Source organism: Pseudomonas sp. NPDC089918, from assembly GCF_050280605.1.
Classification (GTDB): domain Bacteria; phylum Pseudomonadota; class Gammaproteobacteria; order Pseudomonadales; family Pseudomonadaceae; genus Aquipseudomonas.
Window position 1 is genome coordinate 1 of record NZ_JBNNVP010000005.1, and the last position, 18,123, is coordinate 18,123.

At 57.2% G+C, this 18,123-nt stretch carries 19 protein-coding genes and 2 pseudogenes; 6 read left to right on the forward strand and 15 right to left on the reverse strand.

The window, feature by feature from the left end; translation table 11 throughout:
* Positions 1-197: 197 nt before the first annotated feature.
* The 4 genes from ACQKPC_RS05145 to ACQKPC_RS05160 form a co-directional block, all read right to left on the reverse strand.
* Positions 198-1,124, reverse strand: a complete 927-nt coding sequence (locus ACQKPC_RS05145) for a universal stress protein (protein ID WP_427623424.1) — start codon at positions 1,122-1,124, stop codon at positions 198-200.
* Positions 1,125-1,416: 292 nt separating this feature from the next.
* A complete protein-coding gene (locus ACQKPC_RS05150) occupies positions 1,417-1,803 on the reverse strand; it encodes a DUF488 domain-containing protein (protein WP_007896000.1) in 387 nt (128 codons plus the stop codon).
* Positions 1,804-1,814: 11 nt separating this feature from the next.
* Positions 1,815-2,537 (reverse strand): phosphatidylcholine synthase, encoded by a 723-nt coding sequence (pcsA, locus tag ACQKPC_RS05155; RefSeq protein ID WP_032830527.1) that lies wholly within the window; start codon positions 2,535-2,537, stop codon positions 1,815-1,817.
* Between the two features lie 215 nt (positions 2,538-2,752).
* A complete protein-coding gene (locus tag ACQKPC_RS05160; protein ID WP_427623425.1) occupies positions 2,753-3,124 on the reverse strand; it encodes a VOC family protein in 372 nt (123 codons plus the stop codon).
* Between the two features lie 244 nt (positions 3,125-3,368).
* Here ACQKPC_RS05160 and ACQKPC_RS05165 point away from each other — a divergent pair, with 244 nt between their 5' ends.
* Together ACQKPC_RS05165 and ACQKPC_RS05170 are read left to right on the forward strand one after the other, a co-directional pair.
* The gene (locus ACQKPC_RS05165; RefSeq protein ID WP_427623426.1) at positions 3,369-3,686 is read left to right on the forward strand and encodes a hypothetical protein; all 318 of its coding nucleotides are present in this window, start codon (positions 3,369-3,371) and stop codon (positions 3,684-3,686) included.
* A gap of 126 nt (positions 3,687-3,812) precedes the next feature.
* Positions 3,813-4,213, forward strand: a pseudogene (locus tag ACQKPC_RS05170) (DUF5329 domain-containing protein).
* Between the two features lie 171 nt (positions 4,214-4,384).
* Here the strand turns inward: ACQKPC_RS05170 and ACQKPC_RS05175 are convergent.
* A pseudogene (locus tag ACQKPC_RS05175) lies at positions 4,385-4,562 on the reverse strand (transposase domain-containing protein); the annotation flags it as partial.
* A 35-nt stretch (positions 4,563-4,597) separates the two neighbouring features.
* On the opposite strand from ACQKPC_RS05175, the gene ACQKPC_RS05180 reads away from it, so the two are divergent.
* On the forward strand, positions 4,598-5,119 hold the full coding sequence (locus tag ACQKPC_RS05180) for a hypothetical protein (RefSeq protein ID WP_427623428.1): 522 nt from the start codon (positions 4,598-4,600) through the stop codon (positions 5,117-5,119).
* A gap of 44 nt (positions 5,120-5,163) precedes the next feature.
* On the opposite strand, the gene ACQKPC_RS05185 is transcribed toward ACQKPC_RS05180, so the two are convergent.
* Positions 5,164-5,697: a DinB family protein gene (locus ACQKPC_RS05185; RefSeq protein ID WP_427623429.1), complete on the reverse strand. Its 534-nt coding sequence runs from the start codon at positions 5,695-5,697 to the stop codon at positions 5,164-5,166.
* 93 nt (positions 5,698-5,790) lie between these two features.
* Positions 5,791-6,201 (reverse strand): hypothetical protein, encoded by a 411-nt coding sequence (locus tag ACQKPC_RS05190; RefSeq protein WP_123499625.1) that lies wholly within the window; start codon positions 6,199-6,201, stop codon positions 5,791-5,793.
* Between the two features lie 237 nt (positions 6,202-6,438).
* Here ACQKPC_RS05190 and ACQKPC_RS05195 point away from each other — a divergent pair, with 237 nt between their 5' ends.
* Positions 6,439-7,161 (forward strand): tellurite resistance TerB family protein, encoded by a 723-nt coding sequence (locus ACQKPC_RS05195; RefSeq protein ID WP_427623617.1) that lies wholly within the window; start codon positions 6,439-6,441, stop codon positions 7,159-7,161.
* Positions 7,162-7,281: 120 nt separating this feature from the next.
* Here ACQKPC_RS05195 and ACQKPC_RS05200 read toward each other — a convergent pair whose 3' ends face one another.
* Positions 7,282-7,731, reverse strand: coding sequence for a cupin domain-containing protein (locus tag ACQKPC_RS05200; RefSeq protein WP_427623430.1), 450 nt, complete (start codon positions 7,729-7,731; stop codon positions 7,282-7,284).
* 180 nt (positions 7,732-7,911) lie between these two features.
* Here ACQKPC_RS05200 and ligD point away from each other — a divergent pair, with 180 nt between their 5' ends.
* Positions 7,912-10,536, forward strand: coding sequence for a DNA ligase D (gene ligD, locus ACQKPC_RS05205; RefSeq protein WP_427623431.1), 2,625 nt, complete (start codon positions 7,912-7,914; stop codon positions 10,534-10,536).
* A 182-nt stretch (positions 10,537-10,718) separates the two neighbouring features.
* Here ligD and ACQKPC_RS05210 read toward each other — a convergent pair whose 3' ends face one another.
* Positions 10,719-11,000: a DUF3303 domain-containing protein gene (locus ACQKPC_RS05210; RefSeq protein ID WP_427623432.1), complete on the reverse strand. Its 282-nt coding sequence runs from the start codon at positions 10,998-11,000 to the stop codon at positions 10,719-10,721.
* Positions 11,001-11,212: 212 nt separating this feature from the next.
* Positions 11,213-11,614 carry a hypothetical protein gene (locus tag ACQKPC_RS05215; RefSeq protein ID WP_008073195.1) on the reverse strand — a complete coding sequence of 134 codons (402 nt, stop codon included), beginning with the start codon at positions 11,612-11,614 and terminating at the stop codon, positions 11,213-11,215.
* A 313-nt stretch (positions 11,615-11,927) separates the two neighbouring features.
* Between ACQKPC_RS05215 and ACQKPC_RS05220 the strand changes: the two genes are divergently transcribed.
* A complete protein-coding gene (locus tag ACQKPC_RS05220; protein WP_427623433.1) occupies positions 11,928-12,800 on the forward strand; it encodes a DNA/RNA non-specific endonuclease in 873 nt (290 codons plus the stop codon).
* Between the two features lie 143 nt (positions 12,801-12,943).
* Here ACQKPC_RS05220 and ACQKPC_RS05225 read toward each other — a convergent pair whose 3' ends face one another.
* The 5 genes from ACQKPC_RS05225 to ACQKPC_RS05245 form a co-directional block, all read right to left on the reverse strand.
* Complete coding sequence (locus ACQKPC_RS05225) at positions 12,944-14,305, reverse strand: hypothetical protein (RefSeq protein ID WP_427623435.1); 1,362 nt, start codon at positions 14,303-14,305, stop codon at positions 12,944-12,946.
* A gap of 576 nt (positions 14,306-14,881) precedes the next feature.
* Positions 14,882-15,649, reverse strand: a complete 768-nt coding sequence (gene phnE / locus ACQKPC_RS05230) for a phosphonate ABC transporter, permease protein PhnE (protein ID WP_427623436.1) — start codon at positions 15,647-15,649, stop codon at positions 14,882-14,884.
* Complete coding sequence (gene phnE / locus ACQKPC_RS05235; protein ID WP_427623437.1) at positions 15,646-16,473, reverse strand: phosphonate ABC transporter, permease protein PhnE; 828 nt, start codon at positions 16,471-16,473, stop codon at positions 15,646-15,648. Before phnE (ACQKPC_RS05235) ends, phnE (ACQKPC_RS05230) begins: the two co-directional genes overlap by 4 nt.
* Positions 16,467-17,267: a phosphonate ABC transporter ATP-binding protein gene (locus ACQKPC_RS05240; protein WP_427623439.1), complete on the reverse strand. Its 801-nt coding sequence runs from the start codon at positions 17,265-17,267 to the stop codon at positions 16,467-16,469. Before ACQKPC_RS05240 ends, phnE (ACQKPC_RS05235) begins: the two co-directional genes overlap by 7 nt.
* Positions 17,264-18,115: a putative selenate ABC transporter substrate-binding protein gene (locus ACQKPC_RS05245; RefSeq protein ID WP_427623440.1), complete on the reverse strand. Its 852-nt coding sequence runs from the start codon at positions 18,113-18,115 to the stop codon at positions 17,264-17,266. The genes ACQKPC_RS05240 and ACQKPC_RS05245 overlap by 4 nt, the downstream gene beginning before the upstream one ends.
* Positions 18,116-18,123 lie beyond the last annotated feature (8 nt).

Consider the following 18,123-nt stretch of genomic DNA (forward strand, 5'->3'; position numbering starts at 1 on the left):
CTCTCTCTCGGCGTTGAAGCGACAACACAAATCCCCTGTGGGAGGGGGCTGTGTGGCGAGGGGGCTTGCCCCCGTTCGGCTGCGAAGCAGTCGCAAAGCTTTTAGGGCCGCTTCGCGACCCAACGGGGGCAAGCCCCCTCGCCACAGAGCCCGCTCCCACAAGGGGATGTGCAGAATTGACTACCTGACCAGCCCGATCACTCATCCAGCCGCTCGGTGTAGACCACCCATACACTGCACGGCATTTTGTACAGCAGATGCTCCACCGTGCTGCCGATCAACCGGCCCATGCCGCGATGGCCGACCCGGCCCATGACAATCACGTCGACGTCATAGGTATCGGCATATCGGGTCAGCACTTTGGTCGGGCTGCCCATGATCATGTGCCGTTGCTCCGGCGCGATGCCGTTGCGCGCGGCCAAATCGTTGAAGGCATCCTCCTGGAAGTCGAACAGGGTCTTGGCCTTGTCCGAAGCAAAAAACGCCGAACCGTTCTCGAAGCTGAACTCGTCCGAACTGATCGACGAAAGGTCATAGGCGTAGACCACGTCGAGCTCGGCATTGCAGGCACTCGCCAGTTTTGACGCTTCGTGCAGAATTCGGTCATTGAAGCTTTTGTAGTGATCATCGCGATGGAACGGATCGACCGCTGCAACGATCTTGCGCGGCAACGCATGCTTGGCATGGCTGACGAAGTGCAGCGGCACCGGGCATTCGCGCAGCAAATGCACGTCGAGGGGGGTAAACACCAGCCGCGACAGCCGCGATTGATGTTCCAGCGCCTTGATCAGCACGTCCATCGGCTGCTCTTTGAGGTGAGTCAGGATTTCCTCCAGCGGATTTTCGACCCAAGTCACCTCCGTGGTGACGTGCACACCGATCTTGCGCAAGGGGCGAGCCTGTTCCTCAAGCCACTGGCGGTGACGCTCGACATAGCCCAGACGCATCTGCTCCAGGGCCTTTTCGTTGACCAAGCCGGCGGTCGCCAGACCTTCCAGATAGTCGAAGGCCACGATATGCAGGGCCGCATCTTCGGCTTTGGCCAGCGCTGCGGCCCGGTCGAAGGCAGGGCTGTGTTCCATCAGGGGCGAGGCGACCAGCATGAAACGAGCTTGACCAGACATGACAAACCTCCCGTGGGTAAACGAGCGGACGACGGTCCCCCTGGGCTGACATGGGAGAGCGACAGTGCGCTCGACGTGTGGTCATTCGATAGCCATTCAATCCTCTAAGTATTGACCATGATCAAAGTCTCGTCCGCAAGCGGGCGAGTACGCGTTGAGGTAACGGTTGACTCGGTAAAGTGTGGGAGCGAGCCTGCTCGCGATGGCGGAGTGTCAGTCGACATCTACATTGACTGGAATGCAGTCATCGCGAGCAGGCTCGCTCCCACAGGGGGGGTGGGGGTCGTGCGCCCTATACAACCTTCGCGCCCCGTGCCTCCAGCAACTCCCGTAACACGGAACGGTGGCAGTGAGCCTCGTCCTCGCAATAACACCCCACGGCCAGAGACGTTTGATGGGAGAGGGCGGCCAGCAGGTCGAGCAGCTGACTGGGTGCGGGATGGTTCATCTCGGCCTTGAACTTGCGCTTGAAAGCATCCCAGGCTTTGGCATCTTCAGCTGCTTTGGCTTCGGCCACCAACTCGGGGCTGGGGGACAGCAGCGGTTGCCACACGTCGTAAAAATCCCGGCTGGCAAATTCGGCCTTCGGTACACCACGGGGCGGGCGGCGTACCGTGCCCAGACGCAGCCCTTCATTCGCGGTGCGGGGGGAGCCGAGTTGGACGATGTGGATGGGCATGATCGCGGTGCCTATTTGAGCCGCGAGCTGTCGAACCACTCCAGCGCCGTGCGCCAGAAGCAGATCCCCAGGAAGTACGCCGACATCAGCAGCCACAAACCCATCACCAGCGGATTGATGACCGGGTGGTTGACCACCAGCGACAAGCTGCACAGCAGCCAGATGGCCGTCACGGCAATGTTGATCGGCATGAACCGGCGCACGCGGAACGGGTGCAGGAATTTCATTCGGGTCACGGTCAACAGCGCCAGGCCGATGACGGTGAGCAGGGTGATCCACGGCGATGGGTCGATGATGTAGAGGCATAGCGCAACCACGTTCCACGCGGCGGGGAAGCCCTGGAAGTAGTTGTCTTTGCTCTTCATGTTGACGTTGCAGAAACAAAACAGTGACGACACCAGAATCAGCGACACGGTCAGCAACAGGGTGTAGTCCGGCAACGGGATGTAACGGTAGATGAACAGTGCCGGGATAAACACGTACGTCAGGTAGTCGATCACCAGGTCGAGGATCGATCCGTCGAAACTCGGTAGCACCGACTGCACATTGACCTTGCGTGCCAGCGCGCCGTCCAGACCGTCGACGATCAGCGCCACGCCCAGCCACAGCAGGCAATTGGTCGGCTGATTCTCCAACAAAGCGAGGGTCGCAAGGAAGGCTGTGACCACGCCAGTGGCGGTAAAACCATGGGCGCCCCATGCTTTGAGCCTGGCAATGTGTACAGTGGATATCACGGGGGCGTTCTCCAGAAAGTGAAGCAAGCCAGTTATCACCCTCTTGTTGAGGGCGTCGGCAAACCGGGTCGGGTTGCAGGTATCGACCGGATTTTCGGGAATAAGGTTCACCACCTATGAATCTTAGCCGCCGCGCAAAAAAATACCCCGGAAATATCCGGGGCACGAATTAAAGCACTGTACGCCTGTGCCCGACCGATGTCGGGACGGACACATCAGCTCAACGAGGGGTGGAACACGCGCAGCCGATGGTTATCCGGGTCAAGCGCGACGAAGGTGCGACCGAAGTCGAGTTCTGTCGGCGGTTGGGCCATGGTCAGCCCGAGCGCGCTCCAATCGGCAAACAGTGCATCGACCTGCTCGGCGGATTCCACCGGGAACGCCAGCTCGGTCCCGCCGCCCGTCGCTTGTGCTGCCGGTTCGGCGGTATGCCGTGACCAGAGCCCCAGTTTGTAGCCGCCCTCCAGGACAAACAGCGCGAAGGTTGGCGACTCTTCCACGGGCTTGCGCTCCAGCAGAAACTCATAGAACCGCGCACTCACGGCGGGGTTTTCCACGTAAAGCAAAATAAAACGGGGAGTGATCATTGGGCTGCTCCATTTAAGGTGGGGGCAGCATAAAAGGAGGCGGTGTCAGTTTCTGTCAGGAGTGTGAATGGGCAGGCCATCAGAGATCATCGTCTTCGGCGGGCCTTGGCTGGATCGAACTCGCCTGATCCTCAGGCACACCCATAGGTGCACAAGCCAACCATAAGGCGCAGAGTGACGTACTCAAGCTTGAGCGGATTGTGCAGATACAACAGAAGTGGAAATCTTCTGTAAGGGAATTGGCGTGGCACGTTATTTTAAGAATCCAGAAAGTAATGAGACAGAGGAAGTCGGTGCATTCCAGGTTTTAGCGATCTTTTTCCTTGGCCCTATCTATCTATTTTTTGCGCAACTCTGGCCCCATCTATTGATCTGGGTAATTGCAATTGGCTTGGGGGTCATGGCGGGCCCACCTTGGATGGGTATACCAGTCGTGTGCCTGCCCATTGGATATTGCTTTTTTATCCGGAAAATTGTCGCCGATGTCTATTTGAAGAAGGGCTGGAAAGAAGTACCGGATCCGAGCATCGCAGCCAAACAACCGACGTCAGAATCCAAATAGACTTGCCCGGTGGCGTTTCCTGCGCTTAGACGCACCCACATCAAATAAAGATGCCGATCAGCGTCGGACTTTTTAGTGAATGACTGCTCGGTGCTACAGTCACGCCTTTCAGGACGAGGAAGAATCATGTGGATTTTGAAAGTAGCGGTGACTCGACCCATTTTCCGCCAATGGCTGATCACAGCTTCTATCGGCCTTTTTGCAGTGGCGTGCGGTGCACAGGCTCAAACCACGCCTCAGGCAGACCAAGAGATAAAGGGTTTATTGGATTTTGTGGAGCGCAGTGAGTGTAAGTTCGTGCGCAATGGCAGTGAATACCCTGGACCCGAGGCTCGGGCACATCTCGAAAAGAAGCTGAATTATCTCGAAGGCAAGGATTTGGTGAGCAGTGCAGAAGACTTCATTGATCTCGCTGCCTCTAAAAGCAGCATGAATGGCAAAGCCTATGAAGTGCGTTGCTCAACGGGCGTCCAACCGACGAGTACCTGGCTGAAGACTGAGCACAGAGGCAACGCCAGCTCCATTGAACCTGCCCCGAAACGAGAAGGATGCAGTGCATCTTTATACCAATGAGATGATGACCGACAACCTCTCGATTTACCCCAGGCTCGGGTATGTAAAAGTGGCGCAAGGCACTGAGGACGGTTTCAAGCGCATCTATTTCGAAAAGCTCCTCACACCAGCAAGCTCAACTTGACCTAAGCGTACACACCTTGTGTCACTCGGACAGGCATCCACTGATGCGGCAGCAGTTGCCCGATCTCGCTTGCTCGCTGCGTCGGTAGCCGCGTGAGGAGTGTCCTTCAGATAGGCGTACAGATCATGCCCATTCAAGCATGCCGACTTGATCACGCTCATAATTGCAGTTGCCCGCCTATTTTATGTTTTTCACCGAAAAGACAAGCCGTGTCGTGACCACTTCAATTACAGCGACCTTCTATCGAAAAGCGCTAAATCCAAAGGATTTTTGTCTTTATGCCCTGCATCAGAAACTTTCTATGCGCACATGTTTTTTTCCTACCTGCATGCTGGGGATGGCTATTCTCTTACTGTCTGTAGCAGTAAAGGCAGCAGGGGCAGAACTCGAAGACACAGAAAGTACTGCAGAGTTTTTACTTCGTAATGCTCCCCCAGAACTGATTTACAAGGGCACATTGGCAGGAAGGAACCTTCATTTAGTGGTCTACAACTGTGCAGCCTACGAAATCAAAGGGGAATCGAAAAGTATTGAAGCAGTTAAACTTTTCGAGACAGACTTCTATCCTTTCTCCTCGTGCCATCTACCGTCACAGTCAATCACAGTGGAAAAGGCTGCCATCACAATCCGCTTTGGCCGATTAGCATTCGGGGCGGGAGGATGCTGCACCTCGCGTGGTAGCTATCGCACAACAGACGGGATTAAATGGAAAAACGCATGGAAAGTACGAAACTAGCCGTTCGGCGAAGTCACCCTGGGCAAGGTGACTTCGCCGAACGCTCAGTGCCATGGAACTAAAGCGACCAGATCCGTATCGCCTACGTCGACACCAGCTTGTGAAAGCAAGGTGGTAACTTGGCCGCGGTGATGCGTCTGGTGGTTGAAGAAATGCATGACCAAGCCATAAAAGCTCCTGTCGGCAGGTATTCCCTTCATGCTTGTGTAATTGAGGGTGTGATCTAAATCCGACTCTGTCATTGAGCGAGACCATTCGACAATTATCTGATCGAGCCATCCTCGATGTGCTGAGAGCTCTTGGATATTTGAGAACAGGAGTTGGCTGAGGCTTTCGGGGGTGGGAAGGTGCCTGATCGGCTCCAGTGCAGAGTGGTTCGTTGGGTGATTGGCGAATCGCTTTAGCCAGACTCTGTCCCCGATCACCAGGTGGTTCAACGTCCCAAGAATAGAACCAAAGAATGCTTTTCTATCCGCTGAGAGTTCTTCATCGGACAAGCCCCTGGCTGCTGCATAGATCTTCGCGTTCATCCACTCGTTATAGGTCGCCATCAGGCAGATATGGCTGGCGCGGCTCATCGTGTTCGTCCTTTGAGTGGATGTTTTGATGAGCGATCCGTGCTCATCTTAGGCCCAGTCCAGTGGGCTTTGTTGTTTCAGGGCCCCCAATGCTTAACCGCGAATGCGGCGCTCAGTGAAGTCATAGTCTTCCTGGCAATCGCCGGAAGGGTCTGACGCCACATTTACGTAATGCACCGTGTCGGCATCGATCAACTTGTAGGTGTAGACATCTGGCAAACGCACTCCATCGGTTCTCAATTCGTTCTTGCCATTGGCAGCAGACCAGGTGCCATGTTCAGTTTGAATCGGCTGGGTCTGCTGGGCATCCCGGAAAAAGGTGATGGTGAAGCTACCGTCGGATTTGAAGTTGTTGTTCCAGGATAGGAACTGGCATTTGCCGTTTTCTGCCCGCAGGCCTTTCCATGAACCAATCAAGGATGGATCGTTGGCCGGCTTATTGGCGGCGCAGCCTCCTAGAGTTGCAGCCAGGACGATAAGGGCCAGGGAGAAATTCCGTTTCACGTAGTGCTTCCTTCTTCAAATGAATTCAGTGCGTTGCGAACGCCCAGCGTTGACCCTAATTGTAACGGCTTCCGGCTAGGAATAGCTCACAGGGTGAGCTACCCCCTGGCTCAAATTTGAGCGATAGCGTTCATGGGGGATTCCGCGGCTGCACCGGTGAGTACTTATATGGCGCAGGTGTCCGGCGAGGACTATCGTTGCCTGACTGAGTTTCTGCCCATTAATGAGGACCTCGTCATGAACACCAGCGATTTGCTTGAGCAATTACTGCGGGCCGGCCAGGGCTCGCAGTCGCAACAAAGTGGTGGTGGGGCGTCAGCTCAAGGAGGTTTGGGCGATCTTGGCGGGTTGCTGGGTGGTCTGTTAGGGCGCGGCGCGGGTGCCGGTGCGGGCGGTGGGGGCTTGGGTGGTTTGCTCGGTGGTCTGCTGGGCGGCGGATCACCCATGGGCGGTTCGACGCAAACGCGCTCGGGCGGCACCAACTACGCGGCGTTGGCTTCTTTGGGGATGATGGCGTTCCAGGCATATCAGGCCTGGCAACGGAGCCAGGCCTCGGCACCGCAACAGGCGCCGCGCACCGTTGATTTGTTGTCGGGCCCGGAAATCGAAGACCACAGCCACGCCATCCTTCGTGCCCTGATCGCCGCCGCCAAGGCCGATGGCCGCATCGATGATGCCGAGAAACAAATGATCAGCACCGAAATCGGCCGCCACACCGACGATCCGCAACTACAACAATGGCTCGATGACGAAGTCGCCCGGCCGCTGGATGCCGCCGATGTGGCGCAGTCCGCCCAGGACCCAGGCATGGCTGCCGAGATGTACCTGGCCAGCGTGATGTTGGTGGACGATCAGCAGGACGCCGAACGCAATTATCTGGATGAATTGGCTGCGGCCTTGAAGATCGATCCCGACTTGCAGGTACATCTAGAGCAGCAGGCCAAGGGCGGCGTGGCTTGAGCGTTCACCTAGGAGCTGGCGAAGCCTGCGATCTTTTGATTTTCAGCGACTTCGGAAAAGCCAAAGATCAAAAGATCGCAGCCTGCGGCAGCGCCTACGGAAATTGTGTGCATCCGTTAATCATGCGGCGGGTGATTTCGGCAGCAGAAACGTAACGCCGAAGCCTTCAGATATCTCCGGTATCCGAGGCAGGTCTTCAGGCACTTTGAGCTGATCCAGCGCCGCAAAGAGCAGGCCGCCACGCGGATCGGAAACCACGCCGATGATTTTTGCGGTGGGGCTGATGTTCTTGTAAGCATGGATCGCCCCCGCGGGGATGTGCACGTAGCCTCCGGTCGAGAGAGTGGTGGATTGACCCGCGACGGTCACTTCGACCTGCCCGTCGATGACATAGAACGCTTCGTCCCAAGGGTGAAAGTGCAGCGGTGGCCCGCCACCCTGCACACCTTCCTGGATATGCACTTCAAAGGGTTTGGTCAGATCGCCGCCGGCAAGAATAGTGATTGTCTCTCCAACAACTTTGGCCGGCGCGGGCGTTTTCCCGGCTTCGATGACGTGAACCGTTCGCATGATTTGCTCTCCGAGGCATGAATCCCCCATCCGCTGAGTATATTCACTGCACCGCGAGCAAGTGCCGCAGCGCTGGCCCGTCTGTCCGGGCAATTCCAATGGTGATGGAATTTTCTACCGGGCCTGTCGCTCTGCTGATGTAGAACCTGCCCACTCAGCGTTCGGCAACGAGCATCAGCCATGAACAAGAACCTGGACGATTACAACCGCATGCGCGATTTCTCGGCGACCTCGGAACCGGCTGCCGTCAAACGCTCGGGCAAAAAAACGGCGAAGGACCATGCGTTGCAGTACTGCATTCAGAAGCATGACGCCTCGCACCTGCACTATGACTTTCGCCTGGAACTCGACGGCGCGCTGAAAAGTTGGGCCGTGCCCAAAGGGCCGTCGCTGGACCCCAAGGTCAAGCGCCTGGCCATCCATGTCGAAGACCATCCGCTGGAATACGCCACGTTCGAGGGCACCATTCCCGAAGGACATTACGGCGCCGGCGATGTGATCGTCTGGGACCGTGGGGTGTGGATTCCCCAGGACGATCCGGCCACGGCGTACACCAAGGGCCGGCTGAAATTCGAGCTGAAAGGAGAAAAGCTCGGTGGCCTGTGGAACCTCGTGCGCACGCACATGCCGGGCAAGCAGGAACAATGGTTTCTGATCAAACATCAGGACAGCGCCGCCAGGCCCGACAGCGAATACGACGTGGTTGCCGCCGAGCCGGACAGCGTGCTCAGCGACCGCACCATTCTGGAAAAAAAGCACGGCGCTGAAAAAACCAAACCGATCAAAAACGCCCCGGCCAAGGCGCGCAAGGAAAAGTCACCACAACTGACGGGCGCGCGCAAAGCCAAGCTGCCGGAGTTGCTCAAACCCGAACTGGCAACGCTGGTCGAATCCGCGCCGAGCGGCGAATGGAGCTATGAGATCAAGTTCGACGGCTACCGGGTCATGGCGCGCATCGACCACGACGAGGTCAAACTTTTCACCCGCAACGGTCACGACTGGACCCATAAACTGCCCGGGCAAGCCGAGGCACTGGCAGCGCTTGGCCTGGAGTCGGCCTGGCTCGACGGCGAAATGGTGGTGGCCAACGAGCAGGGCGTTCCGGATTTCCAGGCGCTGCAAAACGCGTTCGATTCCGGCAGTAGCGCCAGCATCGTTTACTACCTGTTCGATTTGCCCTACCTCAATGGCGTGGACCTGCGTGAAGTACCCGTCGAGGAGCGCAGGGCGGCGCTGGCGACTGTGCTCAAACTCAATGAAAACCCGCTATTGCGATTCTCCGACTCCTTCGGCGAATCCCCGGAGGCTTTGCTCAACAGCGCCTGCGAAATGCAGATGGAAGGGCTGATCGGCAAGCGCCTGGGTTCGCCTTACGTGTCTCGGCGCACCCGTGACTGGATCAAACTCAAGTGCAAGCACCGGCAGGAATTCGTCGTGGTCGGCTTCACCGACCCCAAAGGCGCGCGCAGTGCTTTTGGCGCGTTGTTGCTGGGGTTGCACGACCACGACAGCGGTGAATTGCGTTATGCCGGCAAGGTTGGCACCGGCTTCAACGAGGCGGCTCTCAAGCGCATTTACGAACAATTGAAACCGCTGCAGACGAAAAAGCCGTCGGTGGTCAATCCGCCTGGCGGTTTTGAAGCCAAGGGTGTGCATTGGCTTAAACCCACTTTATTGGCGGAAGTGGCCTTTGCCGAAATGACCAAGGACGGCTCGGTGCGCCACGCCGTGTTCCATGGTTTGCGCGATGACAAGCCTGCCGAAGAAATTACCGAGGAGCTGCCGAAAGCCGTGAACACTTCAGCCTCAAAAACTGCCGCGCCAAAATCCACAGCGAAGAACAAATCCACCGCTGAGAAACCTGACGCCGCGGAGCCAAAAACCGCCCAGTCGACTGTCGCGCCGTCGCAGATCGGCCTGGCCAGCGGCAAGGTGCGCATCACGCACCCGGACCGGGTGATCGACGCCAGCAGCGGCACGACCAAGATGCAACTGGCGGAGTACTACGCCAGCGTCGCCGAATGGATACTGCCGCAACTCAAGGACCGGCCGGTGGCGCTGGTGCGCGCGCCGGACGGCATCGCCGGCGAACTGTTCTTTCAGAAGAACGCCGAACGCCTGGCCATTCCGGGGATTGTTACCCTGGACAAGGAACTGACGGGCCAACCGGTGATGATCATCAATAACGCCAAAGCGCTGATCGGCGCGGTGCAGATGAGCACGGTGGAACTGCACACCTGGAACGCCACGTCAGTCGATCTGGATAAACCCGATCGGTTCGTCCTTGATCTCGACCCAGATCCGGCGCTGCCCTGGAAAAGCATGATCGAAGCGACCCAGCTAACCCTCACGGTGCTGGATGAACTGGGGCTCAAGGCGTTTCTCAAAACCAGCGGCGGCAAGGGGATTCACCTGATCGTGCCGCTGACCCGCAAACACGGCTGGGACGAGGTCAAGGACTTCAGCCACGCGATCGTCAGCCACATGGCCAAATTACTGCCGGACCGCTTTTCTGCGGTGTCCGGACCGAAAAACCGTATCGGGCGTATCTTCATCGACTACCTGCGCAACGGTCTGGGCGCCACCACTATTTGCGCGTATGCCGTGCGCACCCGCGAAGGGTTGCCGGTGTCGGTGCCGATCTTTCGCGAGGAGGTGGCGCAGCTCAAGGGCGGCAATCAATGGAACGTGCACAACGTGCATGAACGTCTGGCCGACATCGGTGACGAACCCTGGGCCGACCTGAAGAAAACCCGACAGACGATAACCGCCGACATGCGGCGGCGGGTGGGGATGAAAAAATAGTGAATCAGAAGGAAAGTGGCGAGGGGGCTTGTCGGAACGCCGCATCGCCCCGTTTGAGTGTGTAGCACTCACAAAACTTTGGTGTATCAGAGATTTTGGGGCTGCTTCGCAGCCCAACGGGGGCAAGCCCCCTCGCCACAGGCAAGCTCCCTCACCACAGGCAAGCCCCCTCACCACAACGACTATTGCTTGCCGACTGCGGCAGCCAGCAGCGGCGCCACCTGTTCATCGGTCAATGCGGCGTGGACTTCCATGCTCATGAGGTCGCTCCATTCCAGCACCCACTTCTGAATCGACACCGGATCACTGGCCTCTGCAATGCCAAAACCACTCGAGCCACCGACGGCATGCCAGCGCCCCAGCATCTTGACGCCTGCGGGTGGCGCGCCACCGGTCTTGAGAAAACGTTCGATTGCGCTATTACGCTGTTGCGGACTGATGGACCAACGGACGATGAATAACATCTGCCACCTCCTGCTACGGATTGGCACCTTTATCTTCGCGCACCTGGCTGGCGCCGAGGCCACGGTCACGGCTGTGTTTCCAGTTCCATCCTGGCTGGCCTGAAACGCTTGCTCCCATGAGAAGGCATAGCAGCGGCCCGCATTTCGCGTACGACCGCTGATCCTCTTTCAGGACATTTGAAACGAACATATCGGGATAACAGCGAGAACAATCAGGCATCACGCAACAAGTCGTTGGCATTGAGCAGCTCGTAGGCAATCTCCGGGCGCTTCTCCAGCCCTCGACGAATCGCCGCCGGAATCGACTGACGGGTTTTGCGGCACAGGCCCGGCAGTTCGCCGAGGGTGATGTTGATGCCGCGCATGGTGCGCACTTCATTGAAGCCCGGGACGATCTCGACGCGCAGACCCAATTGCTCGTACATCCGGCGTTGCAGCCGCTCCAGATCGCCGAGGCTCTGGAGATTTTCCAGGCGCTCGACCAAGCGCTTTTCCTCCGATCGGGTCAGGCTCAGGATGCGCAGATCCGCGCCGGGGGTTTCCAGCAACGGCTCACGCTCGCAGATGCAGGCACCGGGCGGGCAGGGTTGGCGGATCGGAAGAGAGGTCGTCATGGGGTTCAATCATAGAGCGCTATGGTCGGGTTTGCCCATGGGGTCGTTGTGCCGTTGAGCGCGATGTCTACATTCCTCTGCCGATCGCTTCTTCGAAGAGCATCGACGAGTCGAATGTAAACGCTGCTCAGCACTAAAGTGACTTGTGATGGTCAATAAATCCCGCGCGAACCGACCGGATCCGCATCGACATTTTGATCAAGGACAGTGAAAGCATGCTCGCCGCAATATAATCAGCAACCGCCTCCACCTGGTTCCGTGAATCGGGACTCGCCGTACGTTTACCCCTCAATCCAATTCGAAGATTTAAAGCATGCACCTACGCAAAATTGCAGTTGGGCTGTCGGCCCTTGTTTTGCTCTCGACCGGGGCAGAAGCCCGCAGTCTGCTGGATCTCATCAAGCCGCCCACCCAGCATCAGGAGCAAGTATCCCGCTCGGGCTCGATCAGCCAGAACGCGGCCCTGGGCCTCTATTCGAACAAACAGAAACAGGCATCGTTTGACGGCTGCGCAGAGCTGTTCCCGGCTGCGAAACCGATCAACACGGCCACTGTGCCTGCAACCATGAAACCCTTGGCCCTGTGTTCCGATAACTTTGCGGTGCTGTACTCGCAAACCAGCAAGACGCCGTTGGTCGTGGTCGAACGCCTTAATGCCGCGCAGCTGCAGGATGCCAAAGGCGAGGAGCGCACTAACCAGTTCTACCCGGACCCACGCATCCCCAAGAGTGGGCGGGCAGAGTTGAGCGACTACCGTAGCCAACATCCGGCCGTGGACCGCGGCCATCAATCCCCGGCAGCCGATGCTCCGAATCCCAACGCAATGGCTCAATCCTTTGCACTGTCGAACATGGTGCCGCAGGACCCAACCAATAATCGGAAGATCTGGAGTAAGGTCGAGTCCGATGTCAGAAAGTTTGCCAAGCGAGCCGATGGCAATGTTTTTGTCTTTACCGGCCCGCTCTTTGATTCAGGCCACACCACTATCGGCGACAACAAGGTCTGGGTGCCGACCCGCCTGTTCAAGCTGGTTTACGACGCATCGTCCAAGCGTGCCTGGGCCTACGTACTGCCCAACGCTGAAACCCGTATCGAGAGACCGATGGACTATGACGCTTTCGTGAAGAGTACCGGGCTCAAACTGCTGGGGAATCTACCGGTCACAGGTTCCGTAGGGCGCTCTTGATGGCTTGATGAATTGCACCCCAAAGGCTGGAGGCAACCGATGGGGTGTTTCATTTACGGATAAATAGCAACGGTTCAAAAGTTGCTGCGATTTTCCGGTCCGCACTCTTTGGCGTTGGCTGCGGAGTTTGCTTTATTGCCCTTTCATTCATCCATTGCTCTTTCTTGCTCTGCCTCTACCTTGTTTTGAGGTTGATAGAGTCGCGGTATGGTTGTGTACCCGGTACGTGAAGCGGCATTGTCAGTCGCTCCCTGTAACCTTGCTTTTTCCTCTTTCAACCATTCGTCCATTGCTCTTTCCTGCTCTTCCGATACCTTGATTTGAGGTTGATAGAGTCGTGGTATGGTTGTGTGCCCGGGAGGTGAAGCGGCATCGCGAGTCGCTCCCAGTAACTTTGCGTTTTCCTCCTTGATCCATGCATCCATTGCTTTTTCTTGTTCCGCCGATACCTCGTTTTGAGGTTGATAGTGCCCCGGCGTGGTTATATATCCACTGCCGTCATAACTGGGTTCGTCGTTTTTAACGGTGCCATCCTTCAAGCGCTCCGGTGAACCAGCAATGCCACCTAAACTTCTATCGTCCTTTTTGGTTTCAGTCGTAACCTGGCTTGAGTTCTGATTGACAGAGTTTTCACTCGATTTAGCGGTGTTTGCGGTGGGTGTATCACTAGCTGTGTTAGATTTCAGGGTGGGGGCAGCGGGAGCAGAGACGGTCTCTACTCTAACTTTTGATTTGTTTTTATTCGCCAATTTATTTCTACTTTTTTGCACTTTCTTAGTCGTTGAAAAAGCAGAGTCCAGTTCCTTTTTATTCTTTCGAACAAGATTGTCAATTGGAACGTAGCTGATAATTTGGTTGGATTTTCTTTTTATGTTCGAGTTGTAAAATTTCACTTGCTTCTGTGTTAGCTGAATATCAGCAATGGGCGGCAACCGAATGAGGCCAATAATCGCCTCGCGAGCAATGGCGTATGTAAGTTGATCAAAGCTGTAAACAACACTATTACTTGATTTTGGTAGGGTGGGGGAGAGTGTCATTACTTCAATGGCGCTATCATGCTTGGAGAGTGTTTTTCCTGCCACTAAATCTTTATATGTGTAAACAACGTTGCACTTCGTTCGGACTCCACCCCAGGTGTTGCTTACAGATACTGAAGATACTTCTGTGCTTATTTCAATGCGCCCACTGTAATGTCCAAATTCGATAAAGCGATCACTGTCATGAATTTCTTTCTGGGTCGCATTCTTGATAGTATTCCCCCAATTTGAAATCTGTAATTCACCTGAAAAGCCATTGTCAATATTTACATTTTCTTTGTTTTTTATTTCTGCAGGAAGCACAATAACATCTACATTGTATGCAAAGTCATAATAGTCAATATCAGAAACAATGCTCTTGTCTCTTTCGCTTGAGATTTCTGAATAGTTTCTTATGTTGGCACAACTTGTAACTCCGAAAAAGCTAAAAGCCAGCAGGAGTAAGGCCGTTCTTTTTTTTATCGACATGTTACTCTCCTGGCTTTGTCGCTAACGTATAACAGTGATTAGACCGGATTCGGCGATAACGAAATAATAGAAGTCTCTAGATAACTCTGCGCTACCGATTCCGACTTTTTTTAAAAGTCCCTATAAATCATAGGCCTATATTTCACGCCCAACACCTCAGCACCACCAGCCGATGACAGACCGCGATCAATAGGTGGTCGGGGAAACTGAGTGCACCCTTTGGTTTTGGGAGGCCGCGTTTGGCCCAGGCTGTCGTGACTGGCCGAAATCCCCCGGGCTGACGTTCAGGGAAAACGAATCCGTCGTCCTTTTCCCCGGCGTCAAACCAAGGTTTCGGTGAGAGCGGGGCCTATGTGTGTTCCGAATGGAATTGCGCGCAAAGGTGCAGTACTTTGTATTTGTAGCACCCTCGTGTCGCAGTCCTGTCCAGGTTGAGAGGTGGCCTTCATGAACAACATCATCTACATCGTCGGGGTCGTTGTGATCGTCGTGGTTATCCTGTCGTTCCTCGGGTTTGCATAGCTTCGAAGACCCACTGAACGATTGCCGGGCACCTTGCAGATGCATCTGAAGCAGTCAGGCTTTGACCCACCGTTGACGGCTCCAGTTGCTCAATGTATCGACGGCGAATACCAGTAGCAGCATGGCCAGAATAACCGTGCTGGCTTGAGCTTCCTGGAACAGGCTGAGGCTGACATAGAGCATTTGCCCCAAACCACCGGCGCCGACGAAGCCGAGCACGCTGGCCATGCGGATATTGTTTTCCCAGCGGTACAGGACGTAGGCCAGTAGCTGGGGCAACAGGTTGGGCAGGGTGCCGTAACAGAAAGCCCATACAGCGTTGCCGCCCTGCAAGCGGATGGCTTCGGCGGGTTCCGGTGGGGTGTTTTCCAGCGCTTCGGCGAACAGTCGGCCGAGCACGCCGGTGGTGTGCAGGGCTAGCGCCAGGGTACCGGCATTGGGGCCCAGACCAGCGGCAAGGACCATCAGCGCGGCCCACACCAGTTCCGGAACCGCGCGCAAGGCGTTGAGCACCAGGCGCGATGCACTCTGCAATGGCCAGCCGAAGCGTCCGGCCGCGGGCAATGCCAATAGCAGACCGAATACCGCCGCGAGCAGGGTGCCAAGGGCAGACATGGCAATGGTTTCCAACGCGCCGTGGCCGATTGCTTGCAGATGGCCGGGGCTCAGGTCCGGGCTGAGAAAGCGCTGCGCATAAGCGCCCATCTGTTTCAGGTTTCCGGTGCCGCCCAGTTCGCCGAGGTCGATGCCCAGGTAGATGAACGAGGCGATCACCGCTGCGCCGATGCAGAGCAGCAGTGCCAGATTGATCAGGCGATTCATGCCAGCCTCCAGCGCAGCAGACGGCTGAGTTGATCGGCGAGCAGCACCAGCACGAGGAAGGTCAGTAACAAACTGGCCACTTCACCGCCGGCGAACATGCGCAACGACAGATCCATTTGCTGGCCCAGACCGCCGGCACCGACAAAGCCCATCACCACCGAGGCGCGGATTGCGCATTCCCAGCGGTACACCGTGTACGACAGCAGCTCCGCAGCGACATTGGGCAGGATCCCGTAGCAGAAGGCTGCGATCCGACCGCTACCCGATTGCAGTAGCGCGTGGGCCGGGCGCTGGTCGACCGACTCGAAAATTTCCGCATAGACCTTGCCCAACATGCCGCTGTAGGTAATGGCAATGGCCAGTACCCCGGCAGTCGGGCCGAGGCCGACGGCGCGCACGAACAGCAGGGCCCAGACGATTTCCGGCACGCTGCGCAGGAAGATCAGTAAACCGCGTATCGGCCAACGCAGCAGTTGGCCCCAATAGCTCGGGTGGCCGGCACGGGAGGCCGCAGACAGCGACAAAGCACGACTGGCCAGCAGGCTGGCGGGGACTGCCAACAGCAACGCCAGGGCCATGCCGGCCGTGGCGATGGCCAGGGTCTGCAGGGTGGCTTGCAACAACAGCTCAATGAACTCTTCGCCATGGGCCGGTGGCCAGAAGGCTGAGACAAACCGGCCCATCTCGCTCTGACTGTCACTCGCCACCAGTACGCTGAGGTCCAATTCGCTGAAGTGGATGCCCGGCCACAGCAGGGCAAGGGCCAGTAAGGTGAGCAGCAGGCGGGGCCGGGTGGCCGGATCTCGGGTATCACGGGTCAGCATCGGGGAATCTGCACACTCAAGGGCGCCGGAGCAAAAATCGGTGGTGATAGCAGTTGTTCGTTGGCGTAAAGCTTGTCGAGCAACTCACGGTCGACTTCGCTGGCCTGAAGGTCGAACAGGATCTGTCCATCACGCAAGCCGATGATGCGCGAAAAGTGCGCCAGGGCCAGCTCCACAGCATGCAGGCTGGCGACCAGGGTGACGTTGTGCTGCCGGGCATGGCTGCAGAGCACCGAAAGCGTGTGCTGGGCCAATATGGGGTCCATGGCCGATACCGGCTCATCGGCCAGCAACACCTCAGGCGCTTGGTACAACACGCGGGCAATGCCCACGCGTTGCAGCTGTCCACCGGACAATTGCTGGCATTGCGCGAACAACTTGTCACTCAGGTCCAGCCTGGCCAATGCCGCGCGTGCGCCCGGAATATCCAGTGGATGCAGCAGGTTCAGCAGGCTCTTGCCCAGACCCCACTGACCCAGCTTTCCGGCCAGAACCGCGGTGATCACACGCTGGCGCGGTGGCAGCGGGGGCGCTTGATGGATCAGGCCGATGCGCGCGCGCAGACGCTGACGCTGACGGGCAGAAAGCTGCCAGGCTCGCTCGCCGAGCACCTGCAGCTCGCCGTTGCCCGGTCGCAGGGCAGTGGCCAGCAGGTTGAGCAGGCTGGACTTGCCCGCGCCAGACGGGCCGATGATGGCGACCTGTTCGCTTGCACCGATGTGCAGGTCCACGCCACGTAGCGCCTGGACGCCGTTGGCGTGGGTAAGGCTGACCTGGGTCAGATGCAATGTCATTTGAGCAGTTCGGCGGCGCGTGCGGCTTCCTCGATGCCTTTGTAGTTCTCAGGCTTGGTTTCGATGAATCGGCTGGCGGCCTGCAGATCCAGAATCCCCTTGTCCGCAGGCTTCGCCGGATCGAGGGCCAAGAAGGCTGCCTTAATCTTGGCCGCCAGCGCTGGATCGAGGGTCCCGCGCACCGTCCAGTTGTAGTCGAAGTAGGCCGGAGTGGTCGCAAACACTTTGACCTTGGTGGTGTCGACCTTACCGGCGGCGACCAGTTTTTCCCACACGCTGGCGTTCAGTACCCCGGCGTCCACTTTGCCGGCCTGGACCCAGGCGACAGTGGCGTCATGGGCACCGGAGTAGCCGACGCGGCTGAAGTAGGTTTCAGGCTTGATGCCGTCCTTGAGCATAAAGTAGCGCGGCATAAGACTGCCCGATGTGGAGGACACCGAGCCAAAGGCAAAGGTCTTGCCCTTGAGATCGGCGAGGGACTTGACGGCAGGGTCGGCGGTGATGAATTTGCTGGTGAATTGGGCGTCCTGTTCACGCTGTACCAGCGGAATCGCATTGCCGGTTTTCAGGCGTGCCTGCACGAACGTGAAGCCGCCCAGCCAGGCCAGGTCGATTCGGTCGGTGGCCAGCGCCTCGACCACGGCCGGATAGTCGCTCACGGGCACGAACTCGACCTTCATGCCCAACTGTTGTTCCAGATAGGCGCCAAGCGGCTTGAACTTTCGCAGCAGTTCGGTAGGGGCTTCATCGGGAATCGCGCTGACTTTCAGCGTATCGGCGGCCTGCGCCAACAGGGTGCAAAAAGGCAGGATCAAGCTGACGGCCAATGCCAGGGTACGCTTGAGCATGGAAAATC